25 protein-coding genes are annotated in these 25,209 nt (G+C 66.1%); 15 read left to right on the top strand and 10 right to left on the bottom strand.

What is annotated here, in order from left to right; translation table 11 throughout:
- The first annotated feature begins 59 nt into the window (after nucleotides 1-59).
- The 7 genes from ccmC to GRI75_RS11810 all read left to right on the top strand — a co-directional run bounded on the left by ccmC (nucleotide 60) and on the right by GRI75_RS11810 (nucleotide 4,997).
- A complete protein-coding gene (gene ccmC / locus GRI75_RS11835; RefSeq protein WP_160747201.1) occupies nucleotides 60-779 on the top strand; it encodes a heme ABC transporter permease CcmC in 720 nt (239 codons plus the stop codon).
- Nucleotides 779-919 carry a hypothetical protein gene (locus GRI75_RS14470; RefSeq protein ID WP_202389735.1) on the top strand — a complete coding sequence of 47 codons (141 nt, stop codon included), beginning with the start codon at nucleotides 779-781 and terminating at the stop codon, nucleotides 917-919. Before ccmC ends, GRI75_RS14470 begins: the two co-directional genes overlap by 1 nt.
- Nucleotides 916-1,377, top strand: a complete 462-nt coding sequence (ccmE, locus tag GRI75_RS11830; RefSeq protein ID WP_160747200.1) for a cytochrome c maturation protein CcmE — start codon at nucleotides 916-918, stop codon at nucleotides 1,375-1,377. The genes GRI75_RS14470 and ccmE overlap by 4 nt, the downstream gene beginning before the upstream one ends.
- Nucleotides 1,374-3,320: a heme lyase CcmF/NrfE family subunit gene (locus GRI75_RS11825; protein WP_160747199.1), complete on the top strand. Its 1,947-nt coding sequence runs from the start codon at nucleotides 1,374-1,376 to the stop codon at nucleotides 3,318-3,320. Before ccmE ends, GRI75_RS11825 begins: the two co-directional genes overlap by 4 nt.
- Nucleotides 3,317-3,853 (top strand): DsbE family thiol:disulfide interchange protein, encoded by a 537-nt coding sequence (locus GRI75_RS11820; RefSeq protein WP_160747198.1) that lies wholly within the window; start codon nucleotides 3,317-3,319, stop codon nucleotides 3,851-3,853. Before GRI75_RS11825 ends, GRI75_RS11820 begins: the two co-directional genes overlap by 4 nt.
- Before the next feature lie 116 nt (nucleotides 3,854-3,969).
- Nucleotides 3,970-4,350 (top strand): cytochrome c-type biogenesis protein, encoded by a 381-nt coding sequence (locus tag GRI75_RS11815; protein WP_202389742.1) that lies wholly within the window; start codon nucleotides 3,970-3,972, stop codon nucleotides 4,348-4,350.
- Nucleotides 4,347-4,997, top strand: a complete 651-nt coding sequence (locus GRI75_RS11810; RefSeq protein WP_160747197.1) for a tetratricopeptide repeat protein — start codon at nucleotides 4,347-4,349, stop codon at nucleotides 4,995-4,997. The genes GRI75_RS11815 and GRI75_RS11810 overlap by 4 nt, the downstream gene beginning before the upstream one ends.
- 18 nt (nucleotides 4,998-5,015) lie before the next feature.
- Here the strand turns inward: GRI75_RS11810 and GRI75_RS11805 are convergent, their stop codons facing one another.
- The 3 genes from GRI75_RS11805 to GRI75_RS11795 form a co-directional block, all read right to left on the bottom strand.
- Entirely contained in the window at nucleotides 5,016-6,005 is a 990-nt protein-coding gene (locus tag GRI75_RS11805) for a zinc-dependent alcohol dehydrogenase family protein (protein WP_160747196.1), read from the bottom strand.
- Nucleotides 6,006-6,153: 148 nt separating this feature from the next.
- On the bottom strand, nucleotides 6,154-9,453 hold the full coding sequence (locus GRI75_RS11800; RefSeq protein ID WP_328597977.1) for a TonB-dependent receptor domain-containing protein: 3,300 nt from the start codon (nucleotides 9,451-9,453) through the stop codon (nucleotides 6,154-6,156).
- A gap of 307 nt (nucleotides 9,454-9,760) precedes the next feature.
- Complete coding sequence (locus GRI75_RS11795; RefSeq protein ID WP_160747194.1) at nucleotides 9,761-10,036, bottom strand: hypothetical protein; 276 nt, start codon at nucleotides 10,034-10,036, stop codon at nucleotides 9,761-9,763.
- Between the two features lie 82 nt (nucleotides 10,037-10,118).
- Between GRI75_RS11795 and GRI75_RS11790 the strand changes: the two genes are divergently transcribed.
- On the top strand, nucleotides 10,119-11,444 hold the full coding sequence (locus GRI75_RS11790; RefSeq protein ID WP_160747193.1) for a MarR family winged helix-turn-helix transcriptional regulator: 1,326 nt from the start codon (nucleotides 10,119-10,121) through the stop codon (nucleotides 11,442-11,444).
- A 27-nt stretch (nucleotides 11,445-11,471) separates the two neighbouring features.
- Here the strand turns inward: GRI75_RS11790 and GRI75_RS11785 are convergent, their stop codons facing one another.
- Together GRI75_RS11785 and hppD are read right to left on the bottom strand one after the other, a co-directional pair.
- Nucleotides 11,472-11,969: a hypothetical protein gene (locus GRI75_RS11785; protein WP_160747192.1), complete on the bottom strand. Its 498-nt coding sequence runs from the start codon at nucleotides 11,967-11,969 to the stop codon at nucleotides 11,472-11,474.
- A gap of 164 nt (nucleotides 11,970-12,133) precedes the next feature.
- Complete coding sequence (gene hppD / locus GRI75_RS11780) at nucleotides 12,134-13,231, bottom strand: 4-hydroxyphenylpyruvate dioxygenase (protein ID WP_160747191.1); 1,098 nt, start codon at nucleotides 13,229-13,231, stop codon at nucleotides 12,134-12,136.
- A gap of 126 nt (nucleotides 13,232-13,357) precedes the next feature.
- Here hppD and GRI75_RS11775 point away from each other — a divergent pair, with 126 nt between their 5' ends.
- The 3 genes from GRI75_RS11775 (at nucleotide 13,358) to GRI75_RS11765 (ending at nucleotide 16,291) form a co-directional block, all read left to right on the top strand.
- Nucleotides 13,358-13,675 (top strand): FtsB family cell division protein, encoded by a 318-nt coding sequence (locus GRI75_RS11775; RefSeq protein ID WP_160747190.1) that lies wholly within the window; start codon nucleotides 13,358-13,360, stop codon nucleotides 13,673-13,675.
- A gap of 118 nt (nucleotides 13,676-13,793) precedes the next feature.
- A complete protein-coding gene (gene pdhA, locus GRI75_RS11770) occupies nucleotides 13,794-14,900 on the top strand; it encodes a pyruvate dehydrogenase (acetyl-transferring) E1 component subunit alpha (protein WP_160747189.1) in 1,107 nt (368 codons plus the stop codon).
- Complete coding sequence (locus GRI75_RS11765) at nucleotides 14,900-16,291, top strand: pyruvate dehydrogenase complex E1 component subunit beta (protein WP_160747188.1); 1,392 nt, start codon at nucleotides 14,900-14,902, stop codon at nucleotides 16,289-16,291. The genes pdhA and GRI75_RS11765 overlap by 1 nt, the downstream gene beginning before the upstream one ends.
- Before the next feature lie 177 nt (nucleotides 16,292-16,468).
- Here the strand turns inward: GRI75_RS11765 and GRI75_RS11760 are convergent, their stop codons facing one another.
- Genes GRI75_RS11760 through GRI75_RS11750 form a run of 3 tightly spaced genes read right to left on the bottom strand, consistent with a single transcriptional unit; the run spans nucleotide 16,469 to nucleotide 18,620 of the window.
- The gene (locus GRI75_RS11760) at nucleotides 16,469-16,921 is read right to left on the bottom strand and encodes a TadE/TadG family type IV pilus assembly protein (protein WP_160747187.1); all 453 of its coding nucleotides are present in this window, start codon (nucleotides 16,919-16,921) and stop codon (nucleotides 16,469-16,471) included.
- Nucleotides 16,918-17,370 (bottom strand): TadE/TadG family type IV pilus assembly protein, encoded by a 453-nt coding sequence (locus tag GRI75_RS11755; protein WP_160747186.1) that lies wholly within the window; start codon nucleotides 17,368-17,370, stop codon nucleotides 16,918-16,920. The genes GRI75_RS11760 and GRI75_RS11755 overlap by 4 nt, the downstream gene beginning before the upstream one ends.
- A complete protein-coding gene (locus tag GRI75_RS11750; RefSeq protein WP_235911483.1) occupies nucleotides 17,367-18,620 on the bottom strand; it encodes a Tad domain-containing protein in 1,254 nt (417 codons plus the stop codon). Before GRI75_RS11750 ends, GRI75_RS11755 begins: the two co-directional genes overlap by 4 nt.
- 221 nt (nucleotides 18,621-18,841) lie before the next feature.
- Between GRI75_RS11750 and GRI75_RS11745 the strand changes: the two genes are divergently transcribed.
- The gene (locus tag GRI75_RS11745; RefSeq protein WP_160747184.1) at nucleotides 18,842-19,480 is read left to right on the top strand and encodes a hypothetical protein; all 639 of its coding nucleotides are present in this window, start codon (nucleotides 18,842-18,844) and stop codon (nucleotides 19,478-19,480) included.
- 34 nt (nucleotides 19,481-19,514) lie between these two features.
- Nucleotides 19,515-19,967: an EF-hand domain-containing protein gene (locus tag GRI75_RS11740; protein WP_160747183.1), complete on the top strand. Its 453-nt coding sequence runs from the start codon at nucleotides 19,515-19,517 to the stop codon at nucleotides 19,965-19,967.
- 21 nt (nucleotides 19,968-19,988) lie between these two features.
- Here the strand turns inward: GRI75_RS11740 and trmFO are convergent, their stop codons facing one another.
- Nucleotides 19,989-21,347, bottom strand: a complete 1,359-nt coding sequence (gene trmFO / locus GRI75_RS11735; RefSeq protein ID WP_160747182.1) for a methylenetetrahydrofolate--tRNA-(uracil(54)-C(5))-methyltransferase (FADH(2)-oxidizing) TrmFO — start codon at nucleotides 21,345-21,347, stop codon at nucleotides 19,989-19,991.
- A gap of 101 nt (nucleotides 21,348-21,448) precedes the next feature.
- Between trmFO and GRI75_RS11730 the strand changes: the two genes are divergently transcribed.
- Both GRI75_RS11730 and GRI75_RS11725 read left to right on the top strand, forming a co-directional pair.
- Nucleotides 21,449-21,691: an AbrB/MazE/SpoVT family DNA-binding domain-containing protein gene (locus GRI75_RS11730; protein ID WP_160747181.1), complete on the top strand. Its 243-nt coding sequence runs from the start codon at nucleotides 21,449-21,451 to the stop codon at nucleotides 21,689-21,691.
- Nucleotides 21,688-22,068, top strand: a complete 381-nt coding sequence (locus GRI75_RS11725) for a type II toxin-antitoxin system death-on-curing family toxin (RefSeq protein ID WP_160747180.1) — start codon at nucleotides 21,688-21,690, stop codon at nucleotides 22,066-22,068. Before GRI75_RS11730 ends, GRI75_RS11725 begins: the two co-directional genes overlap by 4 nt.
- Nucleotides 22,069-22,239: 171 nt before the next feature.
- On the opposite strand, the gene gyrA is transcribed toward GRI75_RS11725, so the two are convergent.
- Entirely contained in the window at nucleotides 22,240-25,065 is a 2,826-nt protein-coding gene (gene gyrA, locus GRI75_RS11720; RefSeq protein WP_160747179.1) for a DNA gyrase subunit A, read from the bottom strand.
- Nucleotides 25,066-25,209: the final 144 nt, after the last annotated feature.

The raw sequence follows: 25,209 nt of genomic DNA, 5'->3' as shown, positions 1-25,209 counted from the left end.
GAGCGCGGATGGGCGCTGTAAGGCCAAGGATCTCGCTGCCGCGCAGCTTTGCCAGTTCGATGCACGCTTTCGCCAATCCCGCACGCTTCTTGCGCATTGCCCGGCCGCTGACGCCGGTGCTGCTGCTGTCGGGCCTGGCGATCACCGCGGCCGCGCTGGTCTATGGCCTGTTCTTCGCCCCGGCCGAACGGCTGCAGGGCGAAACGGTGCGCATCCTGTTCATCCACGTTCCCACTGCCTGGCTCGGCATGGGCGGGTGGACGGCCATCGCCATCGCCAGCCTGGTCGAGCTCGTCTGGCGCCATCCGCTTGCGGCGCTCGCCGCGCGGGGGGCGGCAGTGCCGGGTGCGGTGTTCGCCGCCGTCTGCCTCGCCACCGGATCGATCTGGGGCCGTCCTGCCTGGGGCACCTGGTGGGTGTGGGACGGGCGGCTGACCAGCATGCTGGTGCTGCTGTTCCTCTACATCGGCTATATCGCGCTTGCCGGCGCGGTGCAGCGGGAAGGCGGCTCGAGCCGCATACCGGCGATCTTCGGCCTTGTCGGTGCGGTGAACATCCCGATCATCCACTACTCGGTGATCTGGTGGAACAGCCTGCATCAGCCTCCCAGCCTGGGCATGGGCAGCTCCGCCATGGCGGCGCCGTTCCTCTGGGGCCTGCTGGCTGCGACGCTCGGCTTCAGCCTGCTGTTCGGCGGTGTCGTGCTGGCGCGAATGCGCGCCTTGCTGGCGGACATCCAGGCGGAGGCGCGGCTTCGCCGCAAGGCACAGGAGGTCTGATGCGCGAAGCTCTCGACCAATGGACTTTCGTGATCGCGGCTTACGTGGTCGGCGTCGGCGCTACGCTGGCGCTGGTGCTGTGGAGCTGGTGGGCGATGCGGCGCGCCGAACGCCGCCGGGACAAGGCACGCGGCAAATGAACACGGGTTTGAAGGCGAAGCACCAGCGGCTCGTGCTGGTCGTCATCGCGCTGGTCGCGATCGTCGCAGCCGGCATCCTCGCCGCATGGGCGCTGCGCAATCAGGCGAGCTATTTCTACGTTCCCAGCGACATCGCTTCGGACCCGCCGGAGCCCGGCCAGGCCGTGCGCCTCGGCGGAATGGTCGAGCAAGGCTCGCTGCGAACCGCATCCGATGGGGTGACGCTGCATTTCGTCGTCGGCGACGGCGAGGCGCGCGTGCCGGTCGTGTTCGCCGGCATCGTGCCGGACTTGTTCACCGAAGGTTCTGGCGTGGTCGCCGAAGGCGAAATGATGCCGGACGGGACTTTCAAAGCCAACAACCTGCTCGCCAAGCATGACGAGAACTACATGCCGCGCGAGCTCGAGCAGATGTCAGAGGATCAGGCGCGGGCGACCGTGGCCGAAGCCACTGAATGATCGCCGAGTTTGGCCTCGCCGCATTGTGGCTCGCCGCCGCGCTGGCGGTGCTGCAGCTTGTCGGCGCCGCGCTGGCACAGACCGCGGGCGGCAAAGTGCTGGCGCAAGTGGTGCGGCCGGCGGCAGTGGTCCAGGCGCTGCTTTGCACGATCGCCTTCGTCATGCTGCTCTGGCTGTTCGTCCGCACGGACCTCTCGGTCCTGCTCGTCGCCAGCAACTCGCATTCGGCCAAGCCGCTGATCTTCAAGCTGGCCGGTGCCTGGGGCAATCACGAAGGCTCGATGCTGCTGTGGATCACGGTCATGGCCCTGGCCGGCGCGCTGATCGCGCTGATCGAGTACCGCCTGCCTGAGAAGACGATGCATGCGACGCTCGGCGCGCAGGCGTTCGTCGGGCTCGGGTTCTACGCCTTCCTGCTGTTCTCCTCCAATCCGTTCGAGCGGATTTCGCCGGTTCCGCCCGAAGGGATGGGCCTCAACCCGCTGCTGCAGGACATCGGCCTCGCGCTGCATCCGCCGACGCTTTACGCCGGCTATGTCGGCCTCTCGGTGGCCTTCAGCTTCGCCGTGGGCGCTCTGCTGACCCGGCAGGTGACGCCGGAGTTCGCCAAAGTCATGCGCCCGTGGGTGCTCGGCGCGTGGATCTTCCTGACCCTGGGGATCACTGCAGGCAGCTACTGGGCTTATTACGAGCTGGGCTGGGGCGGTTGGTGGTTCTGGGACCCGGTCGAGAACGCCAGCCTGATGCCCTGGCTCGCCGCCACGGCGCTGCTTCACTCGGCCAGCGTGCTTGCCTCGCGCGATGCGCTGCGCACCTGGACGATCATGCTCGGCGTCGTTGCCTTCTCGATGAGCATGCTCGGCACCTTCCTGGTCCGCTCCGGCATTCTCACCAGCGTCCACGCTTTCGCGGTCGACCCGGAGCGCGGGTCTTTCATTCTCGCGCTGCTGGCGCTGTACATCGGCGGGGCGCTGGTGCTGTTTGCGATGCGGGCGAACACGATCTCCGAAGGGAAGCGGTTCTCCCTGCTCAGCCGCGAAGGCGCGCTGGTGGTCAATAATGTGGCGCTTTCCGCGATCCTCGGCATCGTGCTGCTCGGCACGCTCTACCCGCTGCTGACCGAGGCGTTCGACGTGCGGGTGTCGGTCGGACCGCCGTACTTCAACCCGGTCAGCGCGATCTTCTTCCTGCCGATGCTCGTCGTACTGGCCGTCGGCCCGCTGCTGCGCTGGCGGCATGACCGTTTCGCCCGGGTCCGCCTGCCCGTGATCATAATCGCGGCGGTCGGCATAGCCGTTCTGCTCGGGGTCTGGCTGATTGCCGGGATCGCGCTGCTTCCGCTGCTGGGGATGGCTCTCGCGGCGACTGTCGCCGTGGCCAGCTTCCTTCCCCTTCGCGGCCGCGCGCTCCGGCGACTGCCGATCGCCGTCTGGGGCATGGCCGTGGCCCACTTCGGCGTCGCCGTGGCCCTGTTCGGCATGGCCGCCGACAGCGCCTTCACGATCGAGAAGCTCAGCGCCGCCAGAGTGGGCGAGACCACAGTGGTCGGTCCCTGGCAGGTGCGGCTCGACCGGGTGGAGCCCGTCGCCGGCCCGAACTGGACTGCGCTCGAAGCGGCAATGACCGCCAGCTACGACGGCGGTGAAGGGCAGGTCATAAGGCCGCAGTCGCGCAGCTTCTGGTCGCCGCAGCAGCAGACCAGCGAGTCCGCCCTGCTGACGCGCTGGAACGGCCAGCTCTATGCGGTGCTCGGTCAGGCGGCGGAGAATGGCCGCTGGCAGCTGCACTTGTGGTGGAAGCCGTTCGTGACCTGGATCTGGTTCGGCGGTCTGCTGATCGCACTGGGCGGACTGCTGTCGCTGATCGGGCGGGTCAGCGTCGATGTCCGCCGCCGCTCGGCCACCACGCGGATCGAAGCGCGCCACGCGGAGGCGACGCGATGAAGCGCCTGCGCTGGGGCCTGTGGGCGGTCGTCGCGGTGTTCGCCGCGCTGCTGGCCCTGTTCGCGCTACAGCTTTCGCGGCCGAAGGACGATTTCGTCCAGAGCGCGATGATCGGCAAGCCGGTGCCTGAATTCGCGCTACCGGCAGCGGTCGAGATCCGCCCGGGGCTGTCCAGCGCCGACCTGGCCGACGGCCGGCCCAAGCTGCTCAACATCTTCGCGAGCTGGTGCGTGCCGTGCGCGGCGGAAGCGCCTTACTTGGCCGAACTGGAGCGGCAGGGCGCGACGATCGTAGCCGTGGCGATCCGCGACCGTCCGGAAGACGTAGCGGCGTTCCTCGAACGCTACGGCAATCCGTTCGCCCGCATCGGCGCGGATGACAAATCGGAAGTGCAGTTCCTGATCGGCTCGTCCGGGGTTCCGGAGACATTCGTCGTCGACGGCAAAGGCGTGATCCGCCACCAGCACATTGGCGACATCCGCGAGAGCGACGTGCCGAAGCTGCTGGAGAAGCTGCGGGAGGCTGGGGAATGAGTCCCTCACTCGTCGTCCCGGACTTGATCCGGGACCGCTGGCCGCTGGGTCGGTCCGGGCGGCCAGCGGTCCCGGCGTTCGCCGGGACGACGTTGCTGGCCGGGATAGCGCTGCTGATGGCACTGCTTGCCGCGCCCGTCGCCGCGCAGGATTCGCTGCCGCCGGCGCCTTACGCCTACCAGCAGCTCGACGACCCGAAGCTCGAGGCGCAGGCGCAGGCGCTGATGCAGACGTTGCGCTGTCTCAAGTGCCAGAGCCAGTCGATCGCCGACAGCGACGCGCCGATGGCCGGCGACATGCGCCACCAGGTCCGCAGCCGGCTCATGGCAGGCGACCGGCCGGAGGAGATCCGCGACTGGTTGATCGACCGCTACGGCGATTACGTCAGCTACGAGCCGCGGGTGACCAGCGCGACCTGGCCGCTGTTCGCGCTTCCGCTGGTCCTGTTCGTCGTGGCGCTGCTGGTCGTGGCCCGGCGCCTGAGGAAACGCGCATGAGCTGGATTCTGGCGATCGGCCTTACGCTGGGCGCTTTCGTAGCGATGGCGGCGCTGTTCCGCCTGCCGCGCGCGGCGTGGACCAGCGTGCTGGCGGCGCTCGTGCTCGGGCTTGCAGGCTATGCCGCGCAGGGGAACCCGGACATGGCGGGAAGCCCGCGCTCGGCCGAGATCGAGGTTTCGGGCGAGGGCGATGGCCTCGTCGAGCTGCGCCGCGCCGTGCTGCCGCAGGAGCAGTGGAGCCAGCACAATGCGCTGATCACCGCCGATGCGCTCGCCCGCCGCGATCGGTTCGCCGATGCCGCCACGATGCTCCTCAGCGCCGTGCGCGCCGATCCGGACGACGGGGAGGCCTGGCTGGCGCTCGGCAACGCGCTCGTCGCCCAGGCGGATGGGTCGATCACGCCCGCAGCCCAGCTCGCCTACCGGCGCGCGGAAGCCGCCGCTCCGACGAGCCCCGGCGTGCCGTTCTTCGTCGGCATCGCGCAGCTGCAAGCGGGCGCTTTCGCCGACGCGCGCGGGCTCTGGGCCGAGGCGGCCGGCCGCACTCCGGAAGGCAGCGAAGCGCGCGCGCAAATCGAGGGGCGCATGGCCCGGCTCGACCAGTTGCTCCAGATCCTGGCCGAGCAGCAGGCGCAGCAGCGCTGATCAGGCTGATCAGGCTGATCAGAAGGTGACGACCACCTTCCCGATCTGATCGTTCGATTCGAGGTATTCGTTGGCCTCGCGCAGCGATTCCAGGCCTTCGAACTGGCGGGCGATGACCGGCTTCAGTTGACCGCCTTTCAGCCCCGCCAGGATCGTCTCCCTGGCGCGGTCGAAGCGGTGCGGGTGGTTCCAGATCTCGCTGGCCACCCAGCCGCGCATCGACAGGCCTTTGAAGGCGCACTGCCAGTGGGGGTAGGGCGTGTCCTGCCCGCTCAGCCCGCCATAGATGAACAGGATGCCGCGCGGCCGCAGGGCCGCGGCCAGGGTCTCCACATAGGGCCCTCCGACCGGGTCGAAAGCGACATAGGCGCCCTTGCCGTGGGTGATCTCCATCACCCGTTCGACCAGGTCCTCCTCCTCTGTCGCCACGACATGCACCGCGCCTTGCTGGCGCAGGTCGTCGGCCTTGGCGCTGGTGCGCGTGGCGGCAATTGGGACGGAGCCCGCCCAGTTCGCCAGCTGGATCGCTGCGACGCCGACGCTGGACGAGGCCGCGCGGATGATCACGCCATCACCGAGTCCGATGTCCGCCACTTCGACCAAGGCGAAAGCAGTCATGTACTGCATCCAGATCGATGCCGCTTCGGCCGCGGAAAGGCCGGGCGGGGCGGGCAGCAGGATGCGCGCGGGCACGATCGCCTGCTCGGCCCAGATGCCGTACTGGCCCTGCTGGATCATCGGCAGGACGCAGACCCGGTCCCCTTCCTTGTAGTTGGTGACCCCGTGGCCGAGCGCCTCGATCCGGCCGACTCCTTCGTAGCCGATCAGGGTGGGGAGGTGCGGCTTCACAGGGTAGCGGCCTGCACGGTACATCGCCTCGGCCCGATTGAGCCCCACGGCCTCCACGCGGATGCGGACCTCGCCAGGGCCGGGATCGCCGACCTCCATCTCGTCGATGGTCAGGACCTCGGGTCCTCCGAGTTGATGAACCCTGACTACTCGCGCCATCGGCAGCCTCTCCCCGTTCGATTTTTTCCAGGCCGGAAGGTGATCGGGCGGGGCCCCTTTGTCCAGATTGCGGATCGACCGCAGGCAAAGAAAAAGGGGGCCCCTCCGCGAAGGAGGGGCCCCCAGGTAATCGTACTCTTACGTAGGCTTAGAACTTCATGTTCGCGCCGACGAAGAAGCGACGGCCCAGCGCGTCGTAGTTGTTGGTGTTGAGACCACCACCCGGCAGTTGGAAGAACGCCGGGTTTGCGTTCGGGTTGGCGTTGCCGAACGGCGGCGCCTTGTCGAACAGGTTGTCGATACCGAAGCGCAGGCGGACGTTCTCGGTCACGTCGTACGAGCTGTTCAGGCTGAACAGGTCGTAAGCCGGGTACCCGGTGTTGGTCGTGCCCGAGTCGATCGCCGGAAGGTGCTGCCACTGCAGACCGACCCGCACCCTGTCCAGCGCGTAGCTGACCGTGGTGAAAGTCTTCCAGCGGTATGCGCCGTTCGTGCTCAGACCGCTGTCAGGTGACAGGAAGGTCCCGGCGTACTCGACGAACGGTGCCCGCGATTCTTCCGGAATGCCCGAATAGAACGGCGAAGACTTCAGCGAGATCAGGTAGTTGAACACTGTGTTCAGCGACACGCGGCCCGGACCCGCTTCGAAGTTCCAGTCGAACTGGGCGTCGATGCCTTCGGTCTTGAACGCACCGGTGTTGGTGTAGGCCAGCTGGACCGCACCGATTCCGCCGCCCGTACCGCGGGCGAAGTTGTTGCAGAAGAAGGTGTTCGGATCGAACGTCGGGTTGAACGCCGGATCGAGGCAGAGCTGCTGAAGCGTCTGGCCGGACTGCAGGCCAATCGCGTCTTCAACCTCGATGTTGTAGTAGTCGAGCGTCAGGCGCATCGCGTTGAAGATCCCCGAGAACGGGGACTCGATCACCGCACCCAGCGTGATCGTCTTCGCCTTTTCCGCCTCGAGGTTCGGGTTGCCCACGAAGTAGGGGAACGCGAAGCCCGGTGCGGTCGACGTGCTTGTCGCTCCAGCCGAAGGAGCAATGTAGTTCGGATCGTTCGGCGAGAGACCGTTACCGTAGAACGACACCGAGTTGAGCGGCTGACCCGGGATCTGGGTCTTGTCCATCAGGGCCGCGCACAGCTGCCTGACCTGCGCTCCGTTCGCGTTCGCCGGATTGGCCGAGTACGAGAACGGGTTGCCGATCGAGCACGCGTCACCACCGGTCAGCAGACCGAAGTTCTGGGTGAACGAGTAGAGCTCGCCGATGTTCGGTGCGCGCTCTGCCTTGTTGTAGCCGCCGCGGAAGCGGAGCCAGTCGGTAACTTCCCAGTTCGCTTCGATCTTCCAGGTCGTGCTGCCGCCGGTCTGGCTGGAGTCCGAGTAGCGCGCACCACCGATCAGTTCCAGCATCTGGATGCCGGGCGTGTCGTGGATCAGCGGGACCGAGACTTCGCCGTAGACTTCCTTGCTGCTGATCGACTCGTCGATGCTGCGAGCAGGGTAGATACCGAGGATCTGGTCGTTGAAGGCGCTGTCGCGTTCCTTGAGGTTGTCCTCGAGGAACTCGTAAGCGTTCTTGCGGTAGGTGGCACCGAACGCAGTGCGGACATCGCCGGCCGGGAGCTGGAACGCCTTGCCCTGGAAGTTGGCTTCCACGACGGTCTGCACCATGATGCCGGTCTCTTTCAGCGGCGCCTCGATGGCGTCGATGCAGTCTTGCGACACGACCAGGTTCGGATCGAACGGGTTGAGACCGCTCGTGCACGTCGCCGCGTTTGCGCCGAAACCGCCGCCCGTCGGGTTGCCGACGCGCGAGAAGCCGGCACCGAAGCGAGGTGCGGACATCACTGCGCGGAGACGCTCGAGCGAGGCCGTGCCGGTGGTCAGCGAGTTGGTGACCGATTCACCGCGCTGCACCGTTGCGTCCCAGGTCCAGTCGGAACCGGGGATGTTGCCTTCGAAACCGGTGAGGAGGTTGTAGGTGAACTGATCGGTGAACACCTCGCGGTTGCCGAGACCAGGCACATAGCCGGTGGGCGAGTAAGCGCAGCTGGCGCCGGATACGAAGTCGTTCTCGTCGGGCGTTCCCACGCCGCAACCGACCTGAGCGATCCGAGCCTGATAGGCGGCTTCGGTCTCGTTTTCTCCACGGGTAACCGTAGCGCCACGAGCGTTCAGGAGCGCCACCAGGTTGGCCGGCAGGTATTCCGCATCGTTCGCATAACGCGGGACGATAACGTTCCAGCCACCGACGATCGGGCCGGGCTGCTGGACCGTCGCGGTCTCGCTCTTGTTGAAGTAGCCTTGCCCGATCACCGACACCCAGTCGTTGATCTCGTAACTTCCCCGCAGGTAGAAGTTGTAGCGGGTGAGCGGCAGGTTGATGTAATCTTCCTGGAAGTTCTGGCTGAGCGTTCCGAGCGAGGAGCGCTTGGTCAGCTGCTGGTCCACCAGCGATTCCGGGAAGTTCGAAACACCGGAGAACCCAGCGGCCGAATTGCCGAAGGTGAACGGCGTGTTGCCGAGGAAGTACAGCGTGCCGGTCGCCGAAACGTTGGTGTTCGGCGGACGGTTCGGGAACATGCTGTTGAGCACTTCCTGGTACTGAGGATTGGCGCCCGTCTGCTGGATGCCCGAGTAGATCGGGAAGAAGTAGTTACCGCCCACGTCGGGATCGGCCATCACGTCGCGGAAGTAGTCGCGGTCGACGCGCAGCGAAGGCTTACGCTCGGCCGTGGACATTGCGATGCTGATGTTGCCGCGGCCATCGGCGAAGTCGGTGCCCATGATGCCGCTGATCGAGTATTCCTCGCCATCGCCATGTTCGGTGATGCCGCCCTGCGCGTCGAACTCGAGGCCTTCGAAGTTCTTCTTCAGGATGAAGTTGACGACGCCGCCGACGGCGTCCGCGCCGTAGGTCGACGATGCACCGCCCGAGATGATTTCGACGCGCTCGATGGCGGCCGACGGGATGGTGTTGATGTCCACGGCCATCGAAGCGTTGCCGGGGGTCGCACGGCGGCCGTCGATCAGGACGAGGTTACGGTTCGAGCCGATGCCGCGCAGCGAGACCGTTGCGGAACCCGGGGTGTTCGTCGGGGTCGCCTGGATGTCGCCACCCTGCGTCGGGGTCTTCTCCGGCGTGAACTGCGGCAGCTTGTTGAGGTTGACCTCGACCGAAGACGTGCTCGAATTCTGCAGCAGTTCTTCGCCGACCGTCACGATCGGGCTGTTGGCCTGGAAGTCCTGGCGCTGAATGCGCGAACCGGTGACGACGATGCCGGTGCTAGCCTGGCTGCTGTCGGCTACGACGGCTGCGTCGATCGGATCGCCTTCTTGTTCGACATCCTGTGCCAGCGCCGGCTGGGCCAACGCCACGATACCGGCACCGCCGGCGAGCAATACGGCCTTGAATGCCGTATTGCGGGTTGTCTGCAAACTCCTCACTTCGAGCTCCCTTCGCACAATTGTCAGCGGCCGGGCGGCCGCTGCCTGATTTTTTCGCAGATGCGCACCGAGGGCGGTGGCCCGCCTCGGCATCTGCTTAATTCTTGGGGATTTTTGGCCCCGGTCACCCGCTTCGGGGTTTCCGGGCGCGCTCTACAGCGCTGTAACCAAGGTAGTTCCTCCCCTACGGTCCCCCTCTGAGTCGGCGGGTTCCGTCAATTGCCGTTCTTATGGTCGAGCGTTGATAATGTCTAGGTGCTAGTCATCTTGCGGCGCCAGAGCTTCGCTGGTTTCGCGCAATTTTCGATCAAATCCGGCGGCAATGCAGCCCCAATCGGGTCCAAACGCGCGCCACCGGAGGCCCTGCGGTCGCCAGATTTACACGAAAACCCTTGAAATCTAAGGTTTCGGCGATCACGATGACCCATGTGTTGCCGATCTGCATCTCTCTGGGAGAGATTGTCTGATTGCTTGAGTTTGTCTGATTTTTTGACTCGCTCATGGGTTGTTGACGAAGTCCGCCGCTGATGCCGGGGAGGTCCAGACAAGGCGGCGGGGGATGAGCCGTTCGGGCGCTGTTCATCGGCCCGAAAGCAGTTTATTCGTTGGGCAAAACGCTAATAAGTTGCCGCAAAAGCGGCGGGGGTGGGGAGACTTTGCAGCACATGAGCAGACACGGCGAAGCCGGGACTAACAGCACTGGCGCGGAACTGATGCTTGCGCCCAAGCAGCAGGACGAGTGGGGAACCGTGCTGCGCGACCACGCCTCGGCACTGTGGCGCGAAGCTGCCGGGGGAGCCACGGTCGAACGCCCCGCCGCCGAACAGCTAGCCCTGCTGGGGCCGATGGCCGAGGAAGCTCTGACGCTAGTCGAAACCTTCACCCTCGGCGCGCTGGCTCGGGCCGACGCGAACGGCCGCGCGCGGGCGGCAGAACCGCCGGAGGATTTCAACGCTCAGCTGGGACTCATCCTGAAAGGTCTGCAGCCGTCCGCGCAGGCGCTTGGCAATGGCGAAAAGCCTGGCAAGCCGATCATATTCCAGAGCGAGTTGTGGCAGGTTCTTCACAAGATTCGTGAAAGTGCCGAGCTGTCTTACGCCCACGAGCCGGAGCTCGTGGAACTCGACCGCCGGATCCTGTTCCTCCTGCGCATGAAAGGCCCGTTGGTGCCGGCGGACCTGTCCAGTTCCGTCGGAGTGGACAAGGCGCAGGTCAGCCGATCGGTCAAGCGGCTGCTCGAACTGGGCATGGTCCAGCGTGCCCAGATCCGAGCGCCCTTGATGCTGACGGCGCACGGGGAAGACCTGGCGGACCGCCTTCTGCGCCTGGCCGACTTGCGCAATCGCGAGCTGACGTTCGACATCGGGGACGGGGAACTGTCCGACTTCTTCGCGGCCATCGAACTGCTGCTCGAACGCTCGGTGTCGCTCTACGATCAGGAACGCGCGCGGGCCGTCGCGCCCGACCGCGCGGAACGCGGCGCCGAAGCCTATCGCTTCACCGAGCGGAAAGCCGACGATGCGGTACTGATCGATCGTTCGCGGATCGTCTCCCCGCTGTTGACGCTGAGCGCCTACTTCAGCCGCAGCGGCGCGCTAGCGTTCAAGCGCAGCACGGGGCTGTCGAGCTTCGAAGCATGGGTGCTGAACGAAATCTCGATGAACCCGCCGATCTCGTGGGGCGAACTCGCCGCTGCGCTGCAGCGGGACCACAGCCAGGCCGGGCGAACCGTGAGAGCCTTGATCGAGCGCGGGCTGGTCGCGCGGGAAGGGCGGCCGGGGCGGCGCCACGGCAAGTTCTATCCGACGCCGGAGGGTGAGCGACTGTACAACATCATCCAGCAGACCGGCATCGAGCGCAGCCGTTTCCTGATGGCGCCGCTCGGCGAGCAGCAGCGGGAGAAGTTCCTTGCCACGTTCGCCAAGCTGCGGCGCAATGCTGTCGCCCAGCTGCAGCGGGAACGGGCCTTGCGCGAATTCCAGCGCGACTGACCGTTCTCGCGAACGGTTGCCGCGAAACTACTTGATGCGGGTGACCCTGACGCCCTGCTGCCGGCCGACCACCATCAGGTAGCCGCCCAGGGCGCCGCGCTGGATCTCCACCGTGCCGCCGCGCCGCGGGGGCGTGAAGTCTCGGGCGGTGCTCTCCGTGAACAGCCATTCGGCGCCGCTGTCGAGCGTCACGAGATATACGCCGGGCTCGCGCTCGCGTACGGCGGAAACGCGCGCAGTGACCTCGCTGGCGCCGTTGCGCTCCGGATTGAAGCGTTCCGGCGTGCGCACCGCCTCGGCTCCGAACCCGCCGGGCGCGGCGGGAGCCACCGGGGCAGCGCCGCCTTGCGGTGCCGGTAATTGCCCCGGCACGGTGGCGCGCGGCGCGGCGCCCGCACTGCGGATGTTGTTGTCGTAGCAGGCGAGACGGGCGCTGGGATCGTCGACTTTCGCGCACTCGCGCATGATGTTGACGATAATCGAGTCGCTCACCTGGGCAGCGGCGGGCGCGGCGGCGATCGCCATGGCAGCCCCGCCAAGAAGGCCCAAGATTCGGCCATGGATTTCGGAAGTTGCGCGCGGCGCCGTGGTCATCGAAGTAGCTCCCTCTCGTCCGCCGCTTACTGAAGCTTCGGCTTGCCGCGCGCAAGAGCCTTGCGGCGCATTGAGGCGCGCCGGCCGCAGCGGGTTCAGCTGTCCGGCGTCGGCTTGAGCGCGCCGCGGCGGAGCTGGTCCTCCTCGATCGACTTGAAGAGGGCGGTGAAATTGCCTTCGCCGAAGCCCTCGTCCTTCTTGCGCTGGATGAACTCGAAGAACACCGGGCCGATCATCGTCTTGCTGAAGATCTGCAGCAGGAGGCGCGGATCGCCATCGTCGGTCGAACCGTCGAGCAGGATGCCGCGCTTGCGCAGCTCCTCCACCGGCTCTCCGTGGCCCGGAAGTCGGCCCTCGAGCATCTCGTAATACGTGTCGGGCGGGGGCGGGGCGAAGGGCGTGCCGCATGCCTGAAGGCGGTCCCACACCTCGTAAAGGTTCTCGCAGCTCATGGCGATGTGCTGGATCCCTTCGCCGTTAAACTCGCGCAGGTACTCCTCGATCTGTCCGCCGCCCTTCTTGCCTTCTTCGTTCAGCGGGATGCGGATCTTGCCGTCCGGGGCGGTCATCGCCTTGGAGGTGAGGCCGGTGTATTCGCCCTTGATGTCGAAGTAGCGGATCTCGCGGAAGTTGAAGATCCGTTCGTAGAACCCGGCCCAGTGGGCCATGCGGCCGCCGTAGACGTTGTGCGTCAGGTGATCGATGATCCGCAGGCCCGCGCCTTCGGGATGGCGCTCGACCTCGGGCTCGTAGACGAAGTCGATGTCGTAGATCGACAGCGCGCCGTTGTCGTCGACCTCGTAGCGGTCGACCAGGTAGATCAGCGAGTGGCCGATGCCGCGGATCGCCGGGATGTTGAGCTCCATCGGCCCGGTGCGGACGTCGACCGGCTCGGCCCCGCGGCGGATCGCCTCCGCATAGGCCTTCCCGGCGTCGCGTACGCGGAAGCCCATACCGCAGGCGGAGGGGCCATGTTCGGCGGCGAAATAGGCCGCCGGGCTGCGCGGCTCGTAATCGGCGATGAAGTTGATCTGCCCCTGGCGCCAGAGCTGCACGTCCTTGCTGCGATGCCGGGCGACGAGGGTGAAGCCCATTGCCGTGAAGGCAGCTTCCAGCACGCCCTTCTCCGGGGCGGAGAACTCGAGGAACTCGAAGCCGTCGAGCCCCAGCGGATTGTCGAACAGATCAGCCATAGTTTCAGATGTAACCGCCAGTCACGCCAACGACAAGCGATCACTTCCAACCAGCGAACGCAAATGCGTGAGGTTCCTGTCGGAAACGCTTGAACTGGCAGCTTAACTATGATTCTGTCGGATACGATGAATCATCCCCTTCCATCCCGCGCCGCAGCCGCAGAAAAACTGCGGCAATTCGGCGCGCTCGGCTACCTGCTGGTGCTCGGTGGGCTGGCGTTCGCCGGGCCTTACGGCATGCTCGCCTGGGGAGAGAACCTGTCGCTGCTCGATAAGCGGGAAGCGCAGATCGCCAAGCTCGAGCGGGAGCGGGCCGACCTGAAGAACCGCGTCGCGCTGCTCGATCCCGAGCACGTCGATCCGGACATCGCGGGGGAGCTGATTCGCAGCGATCTGAACGTCGTTCACCCGGACGAATACATCCTCGAACTCGACCAGGATTGACGCGTTCGCCCGGCGCTCGCCCCGCATTATCGCGAGGCGTTGCAAGCTAACTGATTGTGCGCCTATAGGCACCCCGCATCCGCCGGTGCGCGCACCGCTTGAAACGGGGAATAACGCCTTGGCCAAAGCCGCCAGTTCCAATTCGAATAAGTCCCGGACCCCGGCAAAACCGACCGATTCCGAACCCTCTGCCGCCGGCGCAGGCGATTTCGCCCTGCACAGCCTGCAGGACGCCCTCGAGAAGGATCCTCGCTACAAGGCGAGCCAGGAAGAGCTCCTCGGCTTCTACGAGCAAATGCTGCTCATTCGCCGTTTCGAGGAAAGAGCCGGCCAGCTTTACGGCCTCGGCCTGATCGGCGGCTTCTGCCACCTCTACATCGGCCAGGAAGCCGTCGCGGTCGGCCTGCAGTCCGGCCTGGAAGAGGGCAAGGACAGCGTCATCACCGGCTATCGCGATCATGGCCACATGCTCGCCTACGGCATCGATCCGAACATCATCATGGCCGAGCTGACCGGCCGCCAGGCGGGCATCTCCAAGGGCAAAGGCGGCTCGATGCACATGTTCAGCACCGAACATGCGTTCTACGGCGGCCACGGCATCGTCGGGGCGCAGGTCTCGCTCGGCGGCGGTCTCGCCTTCGCGCACAAGTACCGCGATGACGGCGGCCTGTGCCTCGCCTATTTCGGCGACGGTGCGGCCAACCAGGGCCAGGTCTACGAAACCTTCAACATGGCCAGCCTGTGGCAGCTGCCGATCGTCTTCGTGGTGGAGAACAACCAGTACGCGATGGGCACTTCGGTCAAGCGCAGCAGCGCGGAGACCGAGTTCTACCGCCGCGGCGCCGCGTTCCGCATCCCGGGCCTGCGCGTCAACGGAATGGACGTGCTCGAAGTGCACCAGGCCGGCCGGATCGCTGCCGAGCATGTCCGCTCCGGCAAGGGCCCCGTGCTGATGGAACTCAGCACCTACCGTTATCGCGGCCACTCGATGTCCGACCCGGCCAAGTACCGGACCCGCGAGGAAGTGCAGGATATGCGCGAGCACAACGACCCGATCGAGCGGGCCAAGGCCGAACTCCTGGAGATGGGCGTAGCGGAGGACAAGCTGAAGGACATCGACAAGGCGATCCGCGCCCGCGTGGCCGAAGCCGCCGATTTCGCCGAGACCTCGCCGGAGCCGGAGCCCTCCGAACTCTACACCGACGTGCTGGTGGAGAGCTACTGATGGCGATCGAGTTGAAGATGCCCGCCCTTTCCCCGACGATGGAGGAGGGCACGCTGGCCAGGTGGCTGGTGAAGGAAGGCGACACGGTCGCTGCCGGCGACGTGCTGGCCGAGATCGAAACCGACAAGGCGACAATGGAATTCGAATCGATCGATGAAGGTACTGTCGGCAAGATTCTCATCCCCGAGGGGAGCGAGAACGTGAAAGTCGGAACGGTGATCGCGATGCTGGCAGGCGAGGGCGAAGATGCGTCGAGCGTCTCGGCTCCCGCTGCTTCCGAAGCTCCGGCTCAGGAGCAGAAGGCGGACGAGTCCGATGCCCCGAAGGGCGCGGCTGCTTCCGGTACCGACAAGCTCAAGTCCAGCGCGAAGCCGGCCACCGACCCGGCCATTCCCGCGGGCACCAACATGGCCACCGTGACCGTGCGCGAAGCGCTGCGCGACGCGATGGCCGAGGAAATGCGCCGCGACGACCGCGTGTTCGTGATGGGCGAGGAAGTCGCCGAGTACCAGGGCGCCTACAAGGTCACCCAGGGCCTGCTCGAGGAGTTCGGGCCGAAGCGCGTGATCGACACGCCGATCACCGAATACGGCTTCGCCGGCATCGGCACGGGCGCGGCGATGGGTGGCCTGCGCCCGATCGTCGAGTTCATGACCTTCAACTTCGCCATGCAGGCGATCGATCACATCGTGAACTCGGCGGCCAAGACGAACTACATGTCAGGCGGCCAGATGCGCTGCCCGGTGGTGTTCCGCGGCCCCAACGGCGCGGCGAGCCGCGTCGGCGCGCAGCACAGCCAGAACTATGCCCCGTGGTACGCCAGCGTGCCCGGGCTGATCGTTATCGCACCTTACGACGCGTCCGACGCCAAGGGCCTGCTCAAGGCCGCGATCCGCAGCGAGGATCCGGTGGTGTTCCTCGAGAACGAGCTGCTCTACGGCCGCAACTTCGAGCTCGCGCAGCTCGACGACCACGTACTGCCGATCGGCAAGGCGCGGATCGTGCGCGAGGGCTCGGACGTGACCATCGTCAGCTACTCGATCGGCGTCGGGCTCGCGCTCGAAGCGGCGGAGAAGCTGGCGGGCGAGGGGATCGATGCGGAAGTGATCGACCTGCGCACGCTGCGCCCGCTCGACACCGACACGATCCTCGAAAGCCTCAAGAAGACCAACCGCCTGGTCGTCGCCGAAGAAGGCTGGCCGACCTGCTCGGTCGCTTCGGAAGTGATCGCGGTGTGCATGGAGAAGGGCTTCGATCACCTCGATGCCCCGGTGCTGCGCGTCTGCAACGAAGACGTGCCGCTGCCGTACGCCGCGAACCTGGAATCGATGGCACTGATCGACAGCGACAGGATCGCCGAGGCCGTGCGCAAGGTCTGCTACAAGGGCTGAGCGCCGGCACGGCACATTTGTATGAGAGCTGCGGTGGGGAAGTAAGGTCCGCCACCATTGCTGTCATGCTGAACTCGTTTCAGCACCCATTTGCCCGCTCGCGCCGTCGGTGCGGGTGGCGCGATGAACCCTGAACCGGGTTCAGGGTGAGGGGTTAGTGGTGCCGGGCAGGGCGGTTCAGGACGGTGCCAGCAGGAACACCGGCCGCTCGTATTGCAACTCGAGCACGTCACCCGGCACGAACGCGAGGAAGTCGGGCGCACTGTAGGTGACCCGTATCTTCATTTCGATCGATCCGGCGATCCGGCTGGGGCTCTGTTCCGTGACGGTGACGCCGAGCCTGTCGGTATTGAGGTTGTACTTGCCGCCGACGCCCTCGGAACGGATCCACGTCTCGATCACCTCGGTCGGGCTGTGCCGTTCCCTCTGGTACTGGACGACGGCGAAGCGCGCGCCGTCTGAGGCCAGGTTGCGGACGGCATTGGCGTTCTGCATGTGCAGGCCGACCTGCACGGCGCCGATCAGCAGCGTCAGGAACACAGGGGCCAGCAGCGCGAATTCGATCAGCACGCTCCCGCGTTCGTCGTGGCGCAACTTGACCGGCCGGTCGCGGCAGGGCGAGGGCGTCATTGCACCTGCACCGTGCGTTCGACGTCGTACGTGTGCGGCTCCATCCCGAACCATGTCCAGACGGGCGCATAAGTGTCGGTCACATGCAGCACGACATAGCGGTATATCGGCCGTTCGGTGTCGCATGTGGTGCTGTCGTCGGTCATGGTCTCCGCCGTGTCGCAGCGGAAGCGCTGCTCCAGGCTGACCTGGTCCGGATCGAGGTTCAACGAATGCTCGATGACCTGCTCGATCTTGGCGGAATCCGTGCCGGCGCCGGCCGCGGCGGCCAGGATGATGCCCTCGGCTTCGCTGGCGGAGCTTTGTAGTTCCTGTTGCCGCGATACCAGCGTGCCGACCTCGAACACTCCGATCGCCATCACGGCGAGGACGGGAGCGACCACGGCCGTCTCGATGGCCATCGTCCCGCAGACGTCCCGCAGCAGTTGGAGAGGGCTGCGCAGCGTCATGCCACCAGCCTCACGGTAGGAGTTTCTTCGCCCAACTCGGTGCTCTCCTCGGCTTCGCAAAGCGTCCTCAAATAGGCGCTGCCGCGAATGTCGAGCGTGTAGGCGGAGATCTGGAAGCACAGCTTGGTGGTGGTTCCGGAGTCACCGTTGACCTGCACGTCGCCGTTCGGGAGGTACAGGATCCCTTCGAGGTTGAGCCTGGAGTTGCCGTTGACCTGGTGCTGGGCAGGCTCGGTCTCGCCGGTCTTGTCCTCGATGAACAGCATCCGCGCGAGGCGCTCGGCATCCTCTCCCGCGAAGCCCTTCTGACTGGCGATTTCGACGCCCATCGGCGAAAGCGTGATCGAGCCGCCGCCGCCTTGGCCGCCCAACTTGAGTTCGGCTCCCTTCCGCAAGACGAACAGCACGTTGTGGCCCACCACGGTAGCGTTGGTCGAAAGGTCGAGCGTTCCGCCATCGATGAAGTAGACGCCCGGCGCGAAGTTCGTCGCGCATTTGGCAACGTACCCACCGGTCATGATTCCGGGTTTCAGGTTGGCGATGGCGTTGTTGCCGTTGCCGACGCAGTAATCCTTCTTGGTGTTGTCGGGCGTAGTGCCAGTCGGCGCCGGAATGGGAAGATCGCCATAGGCGTCGTACAGCGCGTCCTCCCCGACATTTTCCGTTACCGAATCTTCCAGGTCTGGAGGGACATCGGCAGTTCCGCACGTCGTGATCGCGGTGGTCTCCACCGTGGCGCTTCCGTCGATGACGATCGCGTTGTCGCTGCAGGACAATGCGCCCAGGCCGCAGTTGGCGATGACGTGCGCGCTGCCGCCGACCTTGAACGTGGTTCCGTCTTTCCGCAGCGTGATGAGGCACGCGTTGAACTTGCCGCCCGACTTGAACGCTGCCTGGGCCGACGCCGTCACCGTTACGGCGCGGCTGAGCAACAGGCCCGTGAACGGCAGCTGCCGGGTGACGCTGGCGGTCACCAGAACGCTGTTGGCGGCGCCGCCGTCGTAGCTGGTGAGCTGGATCTCGGGTTCGCTGGCGAAGTCTTCGGTAATCGCCTGGTTGCCGAAGAACTCCTGCTCCGCCCGCTTCGCGTAATCGGCGCTCTCGTCGTAGACGAGCGCCCAGGCGCCGCCGATGGCCGCCTGGTCCACGGAGTGCTGCAGTTCGCGCTGCCACATGTACCATTGCGCCGTGTCGACGCCATAGCCGGCCGCGCCGACCAGCATTGGCATGCCCAGGCCGACGAACATCATGGCGTTGCCACTCGTCGAACGCGCGAGGCGTCTCAAGAACCGGATAATCATCGTGGGGACAGCCCCTGCCTCTGGTGGAAAAGTGCGGTCGGACATGGTCCTAGGCAATCGTGCCAACCACCGAGTAAAGGAAACGGGTTAACGTCTGCTCACCATGTCTTGCGGGTTCTACGAGCAGCGGTGCTTGACCGCCGGTGCAGGGCCGCCGATGGCGGCGCACGATGATCCTGGTCGAAGAGCTTCCTCCTGCGCAAAGGCTGGCGCTGGCCTACGCACCGCGCGTCGCAAGGGAGCCGACGCTAGCCCTGCTGACGCTGGATGCGCGCCTTGCCAGGACCCTGCAGCGCAAGAGCGAGCCGGTGCTGGCGCAGATGCGCTTCGCCTGGTGGCGCGACACGCTGGCCAAGGAGCCGGCACAGTGGCCGCGCGGCGACGCTCTGCTGGCCCTGCTGCGGCATTGGCGGAACCCGGCCGCGCTGACGCCGCTGGTCGACGGTTGGGAAATGCTGCTGGCCGAGCAGCTCGACTCCGCCGCGATCGCTGAGTTCGCCGGCGGACGGGGCGCGGCGTTCGGCCAGCTTGCGGCCGAGCTCGGCGCGGATCCGCTCGCGGCCAGGGCTTGCGGCGAAGTCTGGGCGCTCGGCGATCTCGCGGCGAACATCGCCAATGCTGCTGAGCGGGAAGCTGTGATCGAGGCGGCCCGCCGACTGGGCAATTGCGGCAGGCTTCCGCGCGCGCTGCGTCCCCTCACGGTGCTTGCCGGCCTGGCGCAGCGGGGGGTGAGGCGAGGGGGCACGCCGCTGCTCGACGGCCCCGGAGCCGCGGCCCTGGCTATGCGTCTTGGAATCGCGGGCCGCTGAGCTATGCTCCGCTCCCGATGGTTGGGGGGCGATCGTGAACAGGGTGATCCTGGGGGCGCTGGTGGCGCTCGTGCTGGTCGGTATCGGGCTGTTCTGGCTGCAGGGCCGCGCCGCGGTCGAGCGCGGCGCTCCGCCGCCCCTGCCGCCGGCCGCGCAGCCCACGGGCCTGCCGAGCGCCGACATTGCCGGTCTCCAGGGCCCGGCACCGCCCGAAGCGAGCGAGTTGAGCAAGGAGGAGCGGCGCTTCTTCCGCTACGACCGCGATCACGACCGCAGGATCACGCGCGAGGAAATGCTCGCGAGCCGCACCGACGCATTCCGCAAGCTGGACCGCGACGGCAACAACCTGCTGACGTTCGAGGAATGGGCCGTGAAGACATCGGACAAGTTCGCCGGCGCCGATGCGGACCGCAACGGCGAGCTGAGCCCGGCCGAATTCGCCACTACCGCGCCGAAGCCCACCGCCAGGCCGCGCTGCAACTGTTGAAGATTGGGCGTGGCGGCCCGACTACGCGGGGATGCGCTCGGCGGCCAGCCACTCGCCGAAATCGGCCTTGGCGCGGCTGGTGTAAGCCTCCTTGCGGGACTTCTTCTTCACGTCGTGCAGCGGCGGAAACAGGCCGAAGTTGACGTTCATGGGCTGGTAGCTGTCCGCCTCTGCATCGCCGGTGATGTGCGCCAGCAGCGCGCCCATGGCCGATGTCCGCGGCGGGCTGACCCAGTCGCGACCCGCCAGCTCTGCCGCCGCCATCAGACCGGCCAGCAGGCCCACGGCCGAGCTTTCCACATATCCCTCGCAACCGGTGATCTGCCCGGCGAAGCGTATGTGCGGCGCGCTCTTCAGCCTGAGCTGCCGGTCGAGCAGGATCGGCGAGTTGAGGAAGGTGTTACGGTGCAGCCCTCCGAGCCGCGCGAACTCGGCGTTCTCCAGGCCCGGGATCGTGCGGAACAACCGCACCTGCTCGGCATGTTTCAGCTTGGTCTGGAACCCGACCATGTTCCACAGCGTGCCGAGCTTGTTGTCCTGGCGCAGCTGGACCACGGCATAGGGCCAGCGGCCGTTAGGGTGCTCGGGCGTCGCCCAATGGGGATTGTCGAGCCCGACCGGTTTCATCGGCCCGAAGCGCAACGTCTCCACCCCTCGCTCGGCCATCACCTCGATGGGCATGCAGCCTTCGAAGTAGGGCGTATCCGCTTCCCATTCCTTGAAGGCAGTTTTCTCGCCATCGATCAGGCCTTGCACGAAGGCGAGGTACTGCTCCTTGTCCATCGGGCAGTTGATGTAGTCCTTGCCCCCTTTGTCCCAACGCGCGGCCATCCAGCAGATCGACATGTCGATGCTGTCGTGATGCACGATCGGCGCGATCGCATCGAAGAACGCGAGACTGTCCGCGCCGGTCGCCCGGCCGATGCTCTCGGCAAGCGAGGCGGCGGTCAGCGGGCCGGTGGCGACGATGGTGACGCCACTTTCCGGCAACGTGTCGACTTTCTCGCGAACGATCTCGATGTTCGCATGGCTTTCGAGCGCCTTCTGCACCTCCGCGCTGAACACGTCCCGATCGACCGCCATCGCCGACCCGGCCGGCACCCGCGCTACCTCGCCTGCGCGCATGATCAGCGAGTCGAGCCGCCGCATTTCGTGATGCAGCAGGCCAACGGCGTTCTTCTCGTCGTCGTCGGACCGGAAACTGTTGGAGCAGACCAGCTCGGCGAGACTGTCGGTCTGGTGCGCCGGAGTCGACCCGCCTCGGCCGTCTCTGGCACCGCGCATTTCCGACAGGCGAACCTTGAACCCGCGCTGCGCCAGCTGCCACGCAGCTTCACTGCCGGCGAGCCCGCCACCGATGATGTGTACGTCGTGCGTCATGCCGCGCGCTTGCTCCGAGCGGGGCGTGACGTCAAGGAATGCGCGATGGCCAGGTACGCCGGGACCTTGCGTGGCGGGGCCGCTGATGTTATAACGGGCGTATGAACCATCCTGTCGACATAAAGAAGCTCAAGCTGGTCAAGATCGGCAACTCGACCGGCGTGATCCTCCCGAAAGAGGTCCTCGACCGGCTGAACCTTTCGGCCGGAGATCAACTGACCTACACCCAAACTCCGGACGGCATCGCTTTGTCCTCTCGCGGAGACGACTTCGACAGTCAGATGGCGGCGGCGCGCGATGTGATGAAGCGGTACCGCAACGCGCTACGCGAACTGGCGAAGTGACCGAATGGGTTTGGCTGCGCGAGGATGTCGTCCTCGCGTTCCATGACGAACAGCTCGCGGAGCATGGTGGAGCCGCCGGCATCCGCGATCGCGGCCTCCTCGACAGCGCTCTCGCGCGGCCCCAGAACCTGCAGGCGTATGGTGAACCGGATGCAGCCGCTCTGGCCGCAGCTTACGCGTACGGTATTGCCCGGAACCACCCGTTCGTGGACGGAAACAAGCGCACCGCTGCGGTGGCTGCCCTCCTGTTCCTTGACCTCAACAGTGCTGCTTACTCGATCGGCGAGGCCGAACTGGTAGTCATGGTCCTGGCGCTCGCAGCCGGCGAACTCTCCGAAGACGAAGTGGCGCAGTGGTTTCGGGAGCGGCTGGTCTAGGCACAACTGCTAAGCCCTTCGCCCCTCCTCTTTAGAGGAGGGGCAGTGAGACTTGGGTCCGCGAAGCGGGCCCTAGTCGCAGCGGGGTGGTGCTGCAGCCAGCGCGACGTTTCGCTTCGCCTCCACCACCCCCAACCCCCTCCTCTGAAGAGGAGGGGGCTTCGCTCCGGCTCAGGCCTCGCTGTCGTTCTCGTCCTCGGGTTCCTCGTCGCGGTCGCGGGTCGGTTTCGGCGCGGTCTTCTCGCTTCCGCGGGCGATCATTTCCTCGACGATCGCTTCCTCGGCCTCGTTCTCCGGCGCTTCCTGCTCGTCGATCAGCACTGCGCTGACGATCAGTTCGCCTTCGCTTACGTCGAACAGCCGCACGCCCGCCGAACCGCGGCCGATGATGCGGAAGGCGCGGTCGGCGTTCTCCGCCAGGTGCCGGAAATCGACCGGCATCCGGATCAGCTTGGCCCGGTCCGTAACCAGCATCAGCTGCTGGCCGTGCTCGACCGGGAAGCTGGCCACAACGGGGCCGTTACGCTCGATGTTGTCGATGTTGGTCACGCCCTGGCCGCCACGGCCTATGCGGCGATACTCGTAGGCCGAGGAGACTTTGCCGTAGCCCTTGGCGCAGACGGTCAGGATGAACTGCTCCCGCTCGACAAGTTCGTTGAAGCGCTCGCCAGGCAGGTCGGGTTCGCCGTCCTTGTCCGCCTTCCAAGGAGCGAACCGCAGATACTGCTCGCGCTCTTCCTGCGTGGTGCCGACGCGGTGGAGGATGGAGAGCGAGACGACCTCGTCATCCTCCCGCAGGCGCATGCCGCGCACACCCGTGGAGGTGCGGCTGACGAACTCGCGGATCGCTTCGCCTTCGAAGCGGATCGCCTTGCCCTGGCGCGTGGCCAGCAGCACGTCGTCGCTCGCCTCAAGCAGGGCCACGCCGATCAGCCGGTCCTCGCTGCCTTCTTCGAAGCGCATGGCGAACTTGCCGTTGCTCGGGATGTTGGTGAAAGCATCCATGCTGTTGCGGCGTACGTTGCCCTTCGCCGTGGCGAAGACGACGTGGAGCGAGCCCCAGCTTTCCTCGTCCTCCGGCAGCGGCAGGACGGCGGCGATTGCTTCGCCTTCGTCCAGCGCGGGCAGAAGGTTGACGATCGGCCGGCCGCGCGTTGTCGGGCCGCCTTCGGGTAGCTTCCAGACCTTCAGGCGATAGACTTTGCCGGCGGTCGAGAAGAACAGCACCGGGTTGTGCGTCGAGGTGACGAACATCTCCGACACGGCGTCCTCTTCCTTCGTCGCCATGCCCGCGCGGCCTTTGCCGCCGCGGTGCTGGGCCCGGAAGGTCGAGAGCGGAGTGCGCTTGATGTAGCCGTCGAGGGTGACGGTCACGACCATCTCGTCGCGCTCGATCAGGTCCTCGTCCTCGAGCCCGTCCCACGCGGGGGCGATCTCGCTGACCCGCGGCGTGGCGTAGGCAGCGCGGATCTCGACCAGTTCCTGGCGCATCACTTCGAACAGCTTCGCGCGGTCGGCCAGGATGGCGAGGTAGGCGGAGATCGCCGTCGCCAGTTCCTTCAGCTCGTCGCCGATCTCGTCGCGGCCGAGCGCCGTCAGGCGGTGCAGACGCAAGTCGAGGATCGCCTTCACTTGCCGCTCCGACAGGCGATAAGTGCCGCCGCTCTGCTCGGCGTCGGGCTCGATCGCTTCGACCAGGCGGATGTACTGCGCGATATCGCCGATCGGCCATTCGCGGGCGAGCAGCTTGCCGCGCGCCTGCGACGGGTTGGACGAGCTGCGGATCATCACCACGACTTCGTCGAGGTTGGAGACCGCCACCACGAGGCCGAGCAAGATGTGCGCCCGGTCGCGCGCCTTGTTCAGTTCGAACTTGGTGCGCCGGGTGATGACCTGCTCGCGGAAAGCGATAAAGGCCTGGATGAACTCGCGCAGCTCCAGCGTTTCCGGCCTTCCGCCGCGGATCGCCAGCATGTTGGCCGGGAAGCTCGACTGCGCCGGGCTGTGCCGCCAGATCTGGTTGAGCACGACTTCGGGCGTGGCGTCGCGCTTGAGGTCGATCACCACGCGCACACCCAGGCGGCTGGATTCGTCACGGATGTCCGCAACGCCTTCGATGCGCTTTTCCTTGGCGGCCTCAGCGATCTTCTCGACCAGGCCGTTCTTGCCGACCTGGTAGGGGATCGAGGTGAACACGATCGAGCGCCGGTCGCCGCGGCCTTCTTCGATCGTATGGCGGCACCGCTGCAGGATCGAACCGCGCCCGGTGGTGTAGGCGGAGCGCGCGCCGGCCTGGCCGAGGATCAGCGGCGCCGTCGGGAAGTCCGGGCCGGGGATGATCTCGAACAGCTCTTCGGAAGTGATCCCCGGGTTCTCCATGAACGCCAGGCACCCATCGATCACTTCGCCCAGATTGTGCGGCGGAATGTTGGTCGCCATGCCCACGGCGATGCCGCCGGAGCCGTTGACCAGCAGGTTCGGGAAGCGCGCAGGGAGGACCGAAGGCTCCGAGCGGGAGCCGTCGTAGTTTTCGACGAAATCGACAGTGTCCTTGTCGAGATCGTCGAGCAGCATCGTCGCCACCCGGGCCAGGCGGGCTTCGGTGTAACGCATCGCGGCCGGCGGATCGGGGTCCATCGAGCCGAAGTTGCCCTGGCCGTCGATCAGCGGCACGCGCATCGACCAAGGCTGGGTCATGCGGGCAAGCGCTTCGTAGATCGCGCTGTCGCCGTGCGGGTGGTAGTTACCCATGACGTCGCCGACGATCTTCGACGATTTCCGGTAAGGCCGGTTGTAGACGAAGCCGCCTTCCTGGCTGGCGAAAAGGATTCGGCGGTGGACCGGCTTGAGGCCGTCGCGCACGTCGGGCAGCGCGCGACTCACGATCACGCTCATGGCGTAATCGAGGTAACTGGCCTTCATCTCATCGACGATGTCGATGCGTTCGTAGCCACCCTGTTCGGCAGGGGGATCGATAAGGTCGGTGCTGTCGCTCACGCGCGAAAAATGCCTGTTCTGTTTCTGGTGACTGGCTCGCCGAAAACCCTAGGGCAAGGGGCGGCGGAGGGCTAGCGGCAGGGCTTAGGGCGGGCGCGTTTGAACGCCGTTTTCCACACTTCCCGTCCGATCGACCCTCGCACC

Origin of the sequence: Croceibacterium soli (assembly GCF_009828065.1) — a bacterium.
GTDB lineage: Bacteria > Pseudomonadota > Alphaproteobacteria > Sphingomonadales > Sphingomonadaceae > Croceibacterium_B > Croceibacterium_B soli.
Note: the sequence above shows the minus strand (reverse complement) of the source record. Positions and strands in the feature narration are given on the sequence as shown.

Bases quoted from the DNA above. Each gene is read 5' to 3' on its own strand.
- GRI75_RS11755 (WP_160747186.1), bottom strand. From the start codon at position 17,370: ATGACGCTGCGCAGCCCTCTCCAACTGCTGCGGGACGTCTGCGGGACG.
- GRI75_RS11750 (WP_235911483.1), bottom strand. From the start codon at position 18,620: ATGATGTTCGTCGGCCTGGGCATGCCAATGCTGGTCGGCGCGGCCGGC.
- GRI75_RS11825 (WP_160747199.1), top strand. From the start codon at position 1,374: ATGATCGCCGAGTTTGGCCTCGCCGCATTGTGGCTCGCCGCCGCGCTG.
- GRI75_RS11790 (WP_160747193.1), top strand. From the start codon at position 10,119: ATGAGCAGACACGGCGAAGCCGGGACTAACAGCACTGGCGCGGAACTG.
- GRI75_RS14470 (WP_202389735.1), top strand. From the start codon at position 779: ATGCGCGAAGCTCTCGACCAATGGACTTTCGTGATCGCGGCTTACGTG.
- GRI75_RS11815 (WP_202389742.1), top strand. From the start codon at position 3,970: ATGGCACTGCTTGCCGCGCCCGTCGCCGCGCAGGATTCGCTGCCGCCG.
- GRI75_RS11785 (WP_160747192.1), bottom strand. From the start codon at position 11,969: ATGGCGATCGCCGCCGCGCCCGCCGCTGCCCAGGTGAGCGACTCGATT.
- GRI75_RS11805 (WP_160747196.1), bottom strand. From the start codon at position 6,005: ATGGCGCGAGTAGTCAGGGTTCATCAACTCGGAGGACCCGAGGTCCTG.
- ccmE (WP_160747200.1), top strand. From the start codon at position 916: ATGAACACGGGTTTGAAGGCGAAGCACCAGCGGCTCGTGCTGGTCGTC.
- GRI75_RS11730 (WP_160747181.1), top strand. From the start codon at position 21,449: ATGAACCATCCTGTCGACATAAAGAAGCTCAAGCTGGTCAAGATCGGC.
- GRI75_RS11775 (WP_160747190.1), top strand. From the start codon at position 13,358: ATGAATCATCCCCTTCCATCCCGCGCCGCAGCCGCAGAAAAACTGCGG.
- GRI75_RS11810 (WP_160747197.1), top strand. From the start codon at position 4,347: ATGAGCTGGATTCTGGCGATCGGCCTTACGCTGGGCGCTTTCGTAGCG.
- GRI75_RS11745 (WP_160747184.1), top strand. From the start codon at position 18,842: ATGATCCTGGTCGAAGAGCTTCCTCCTGCGCAAAGGCTGGCGCTGGCC.
- trmFO (WP_160747182.1), bottom strand. From the start codon at position 21,347: ATGACGCACGACGTACACATCATCGGTGGCGGGCTCGCCGGCAGTGAA.
- GRI75_RS11820 (WP_160747198.1), top strand. From the start codon at position 3,317: ATGAAGCGCCTGCGCTGGGGCCTGTGGGCGGTCGTCGCGGTGTTCGCC.
- ccmC (WP_160747201.1), top strand. From the start codon at position 60: ATGCACGCTTTCGCCAATCCCGCACGCTTCTTGCGCATTGCCCGGCCG.
- GRI75_RS11765 (WP_160747188.1), top strand. From the start codon at position 14,900: ATGGCGATCGAGTTGAAGATGCCCGCCCTTTCCCCGACGATGGAGGAG.
- GRI75_RS11795 (WP_160747194.1), bottom strand. From the start codon at position 10,036: ATGAACAGCGCCCGAACGGCTCATCCCCCGCCGCCTTGTCTGGACCTC.
- hppD (WP_160747191.1), bottom strand. From the start codon at position 13,231: ATGGCTGATCTGTTCGACAATCCGCTGGGGCTCGACGGCTTCGAGTTC.
- GRI75_RS11760 (WP_160747187.1), bottom strand. From the start codon at position 16,921: ATGACGCCCTCGCCCTGCCGCGACCGGCCGGTCAAGTTGCGCCACGAC.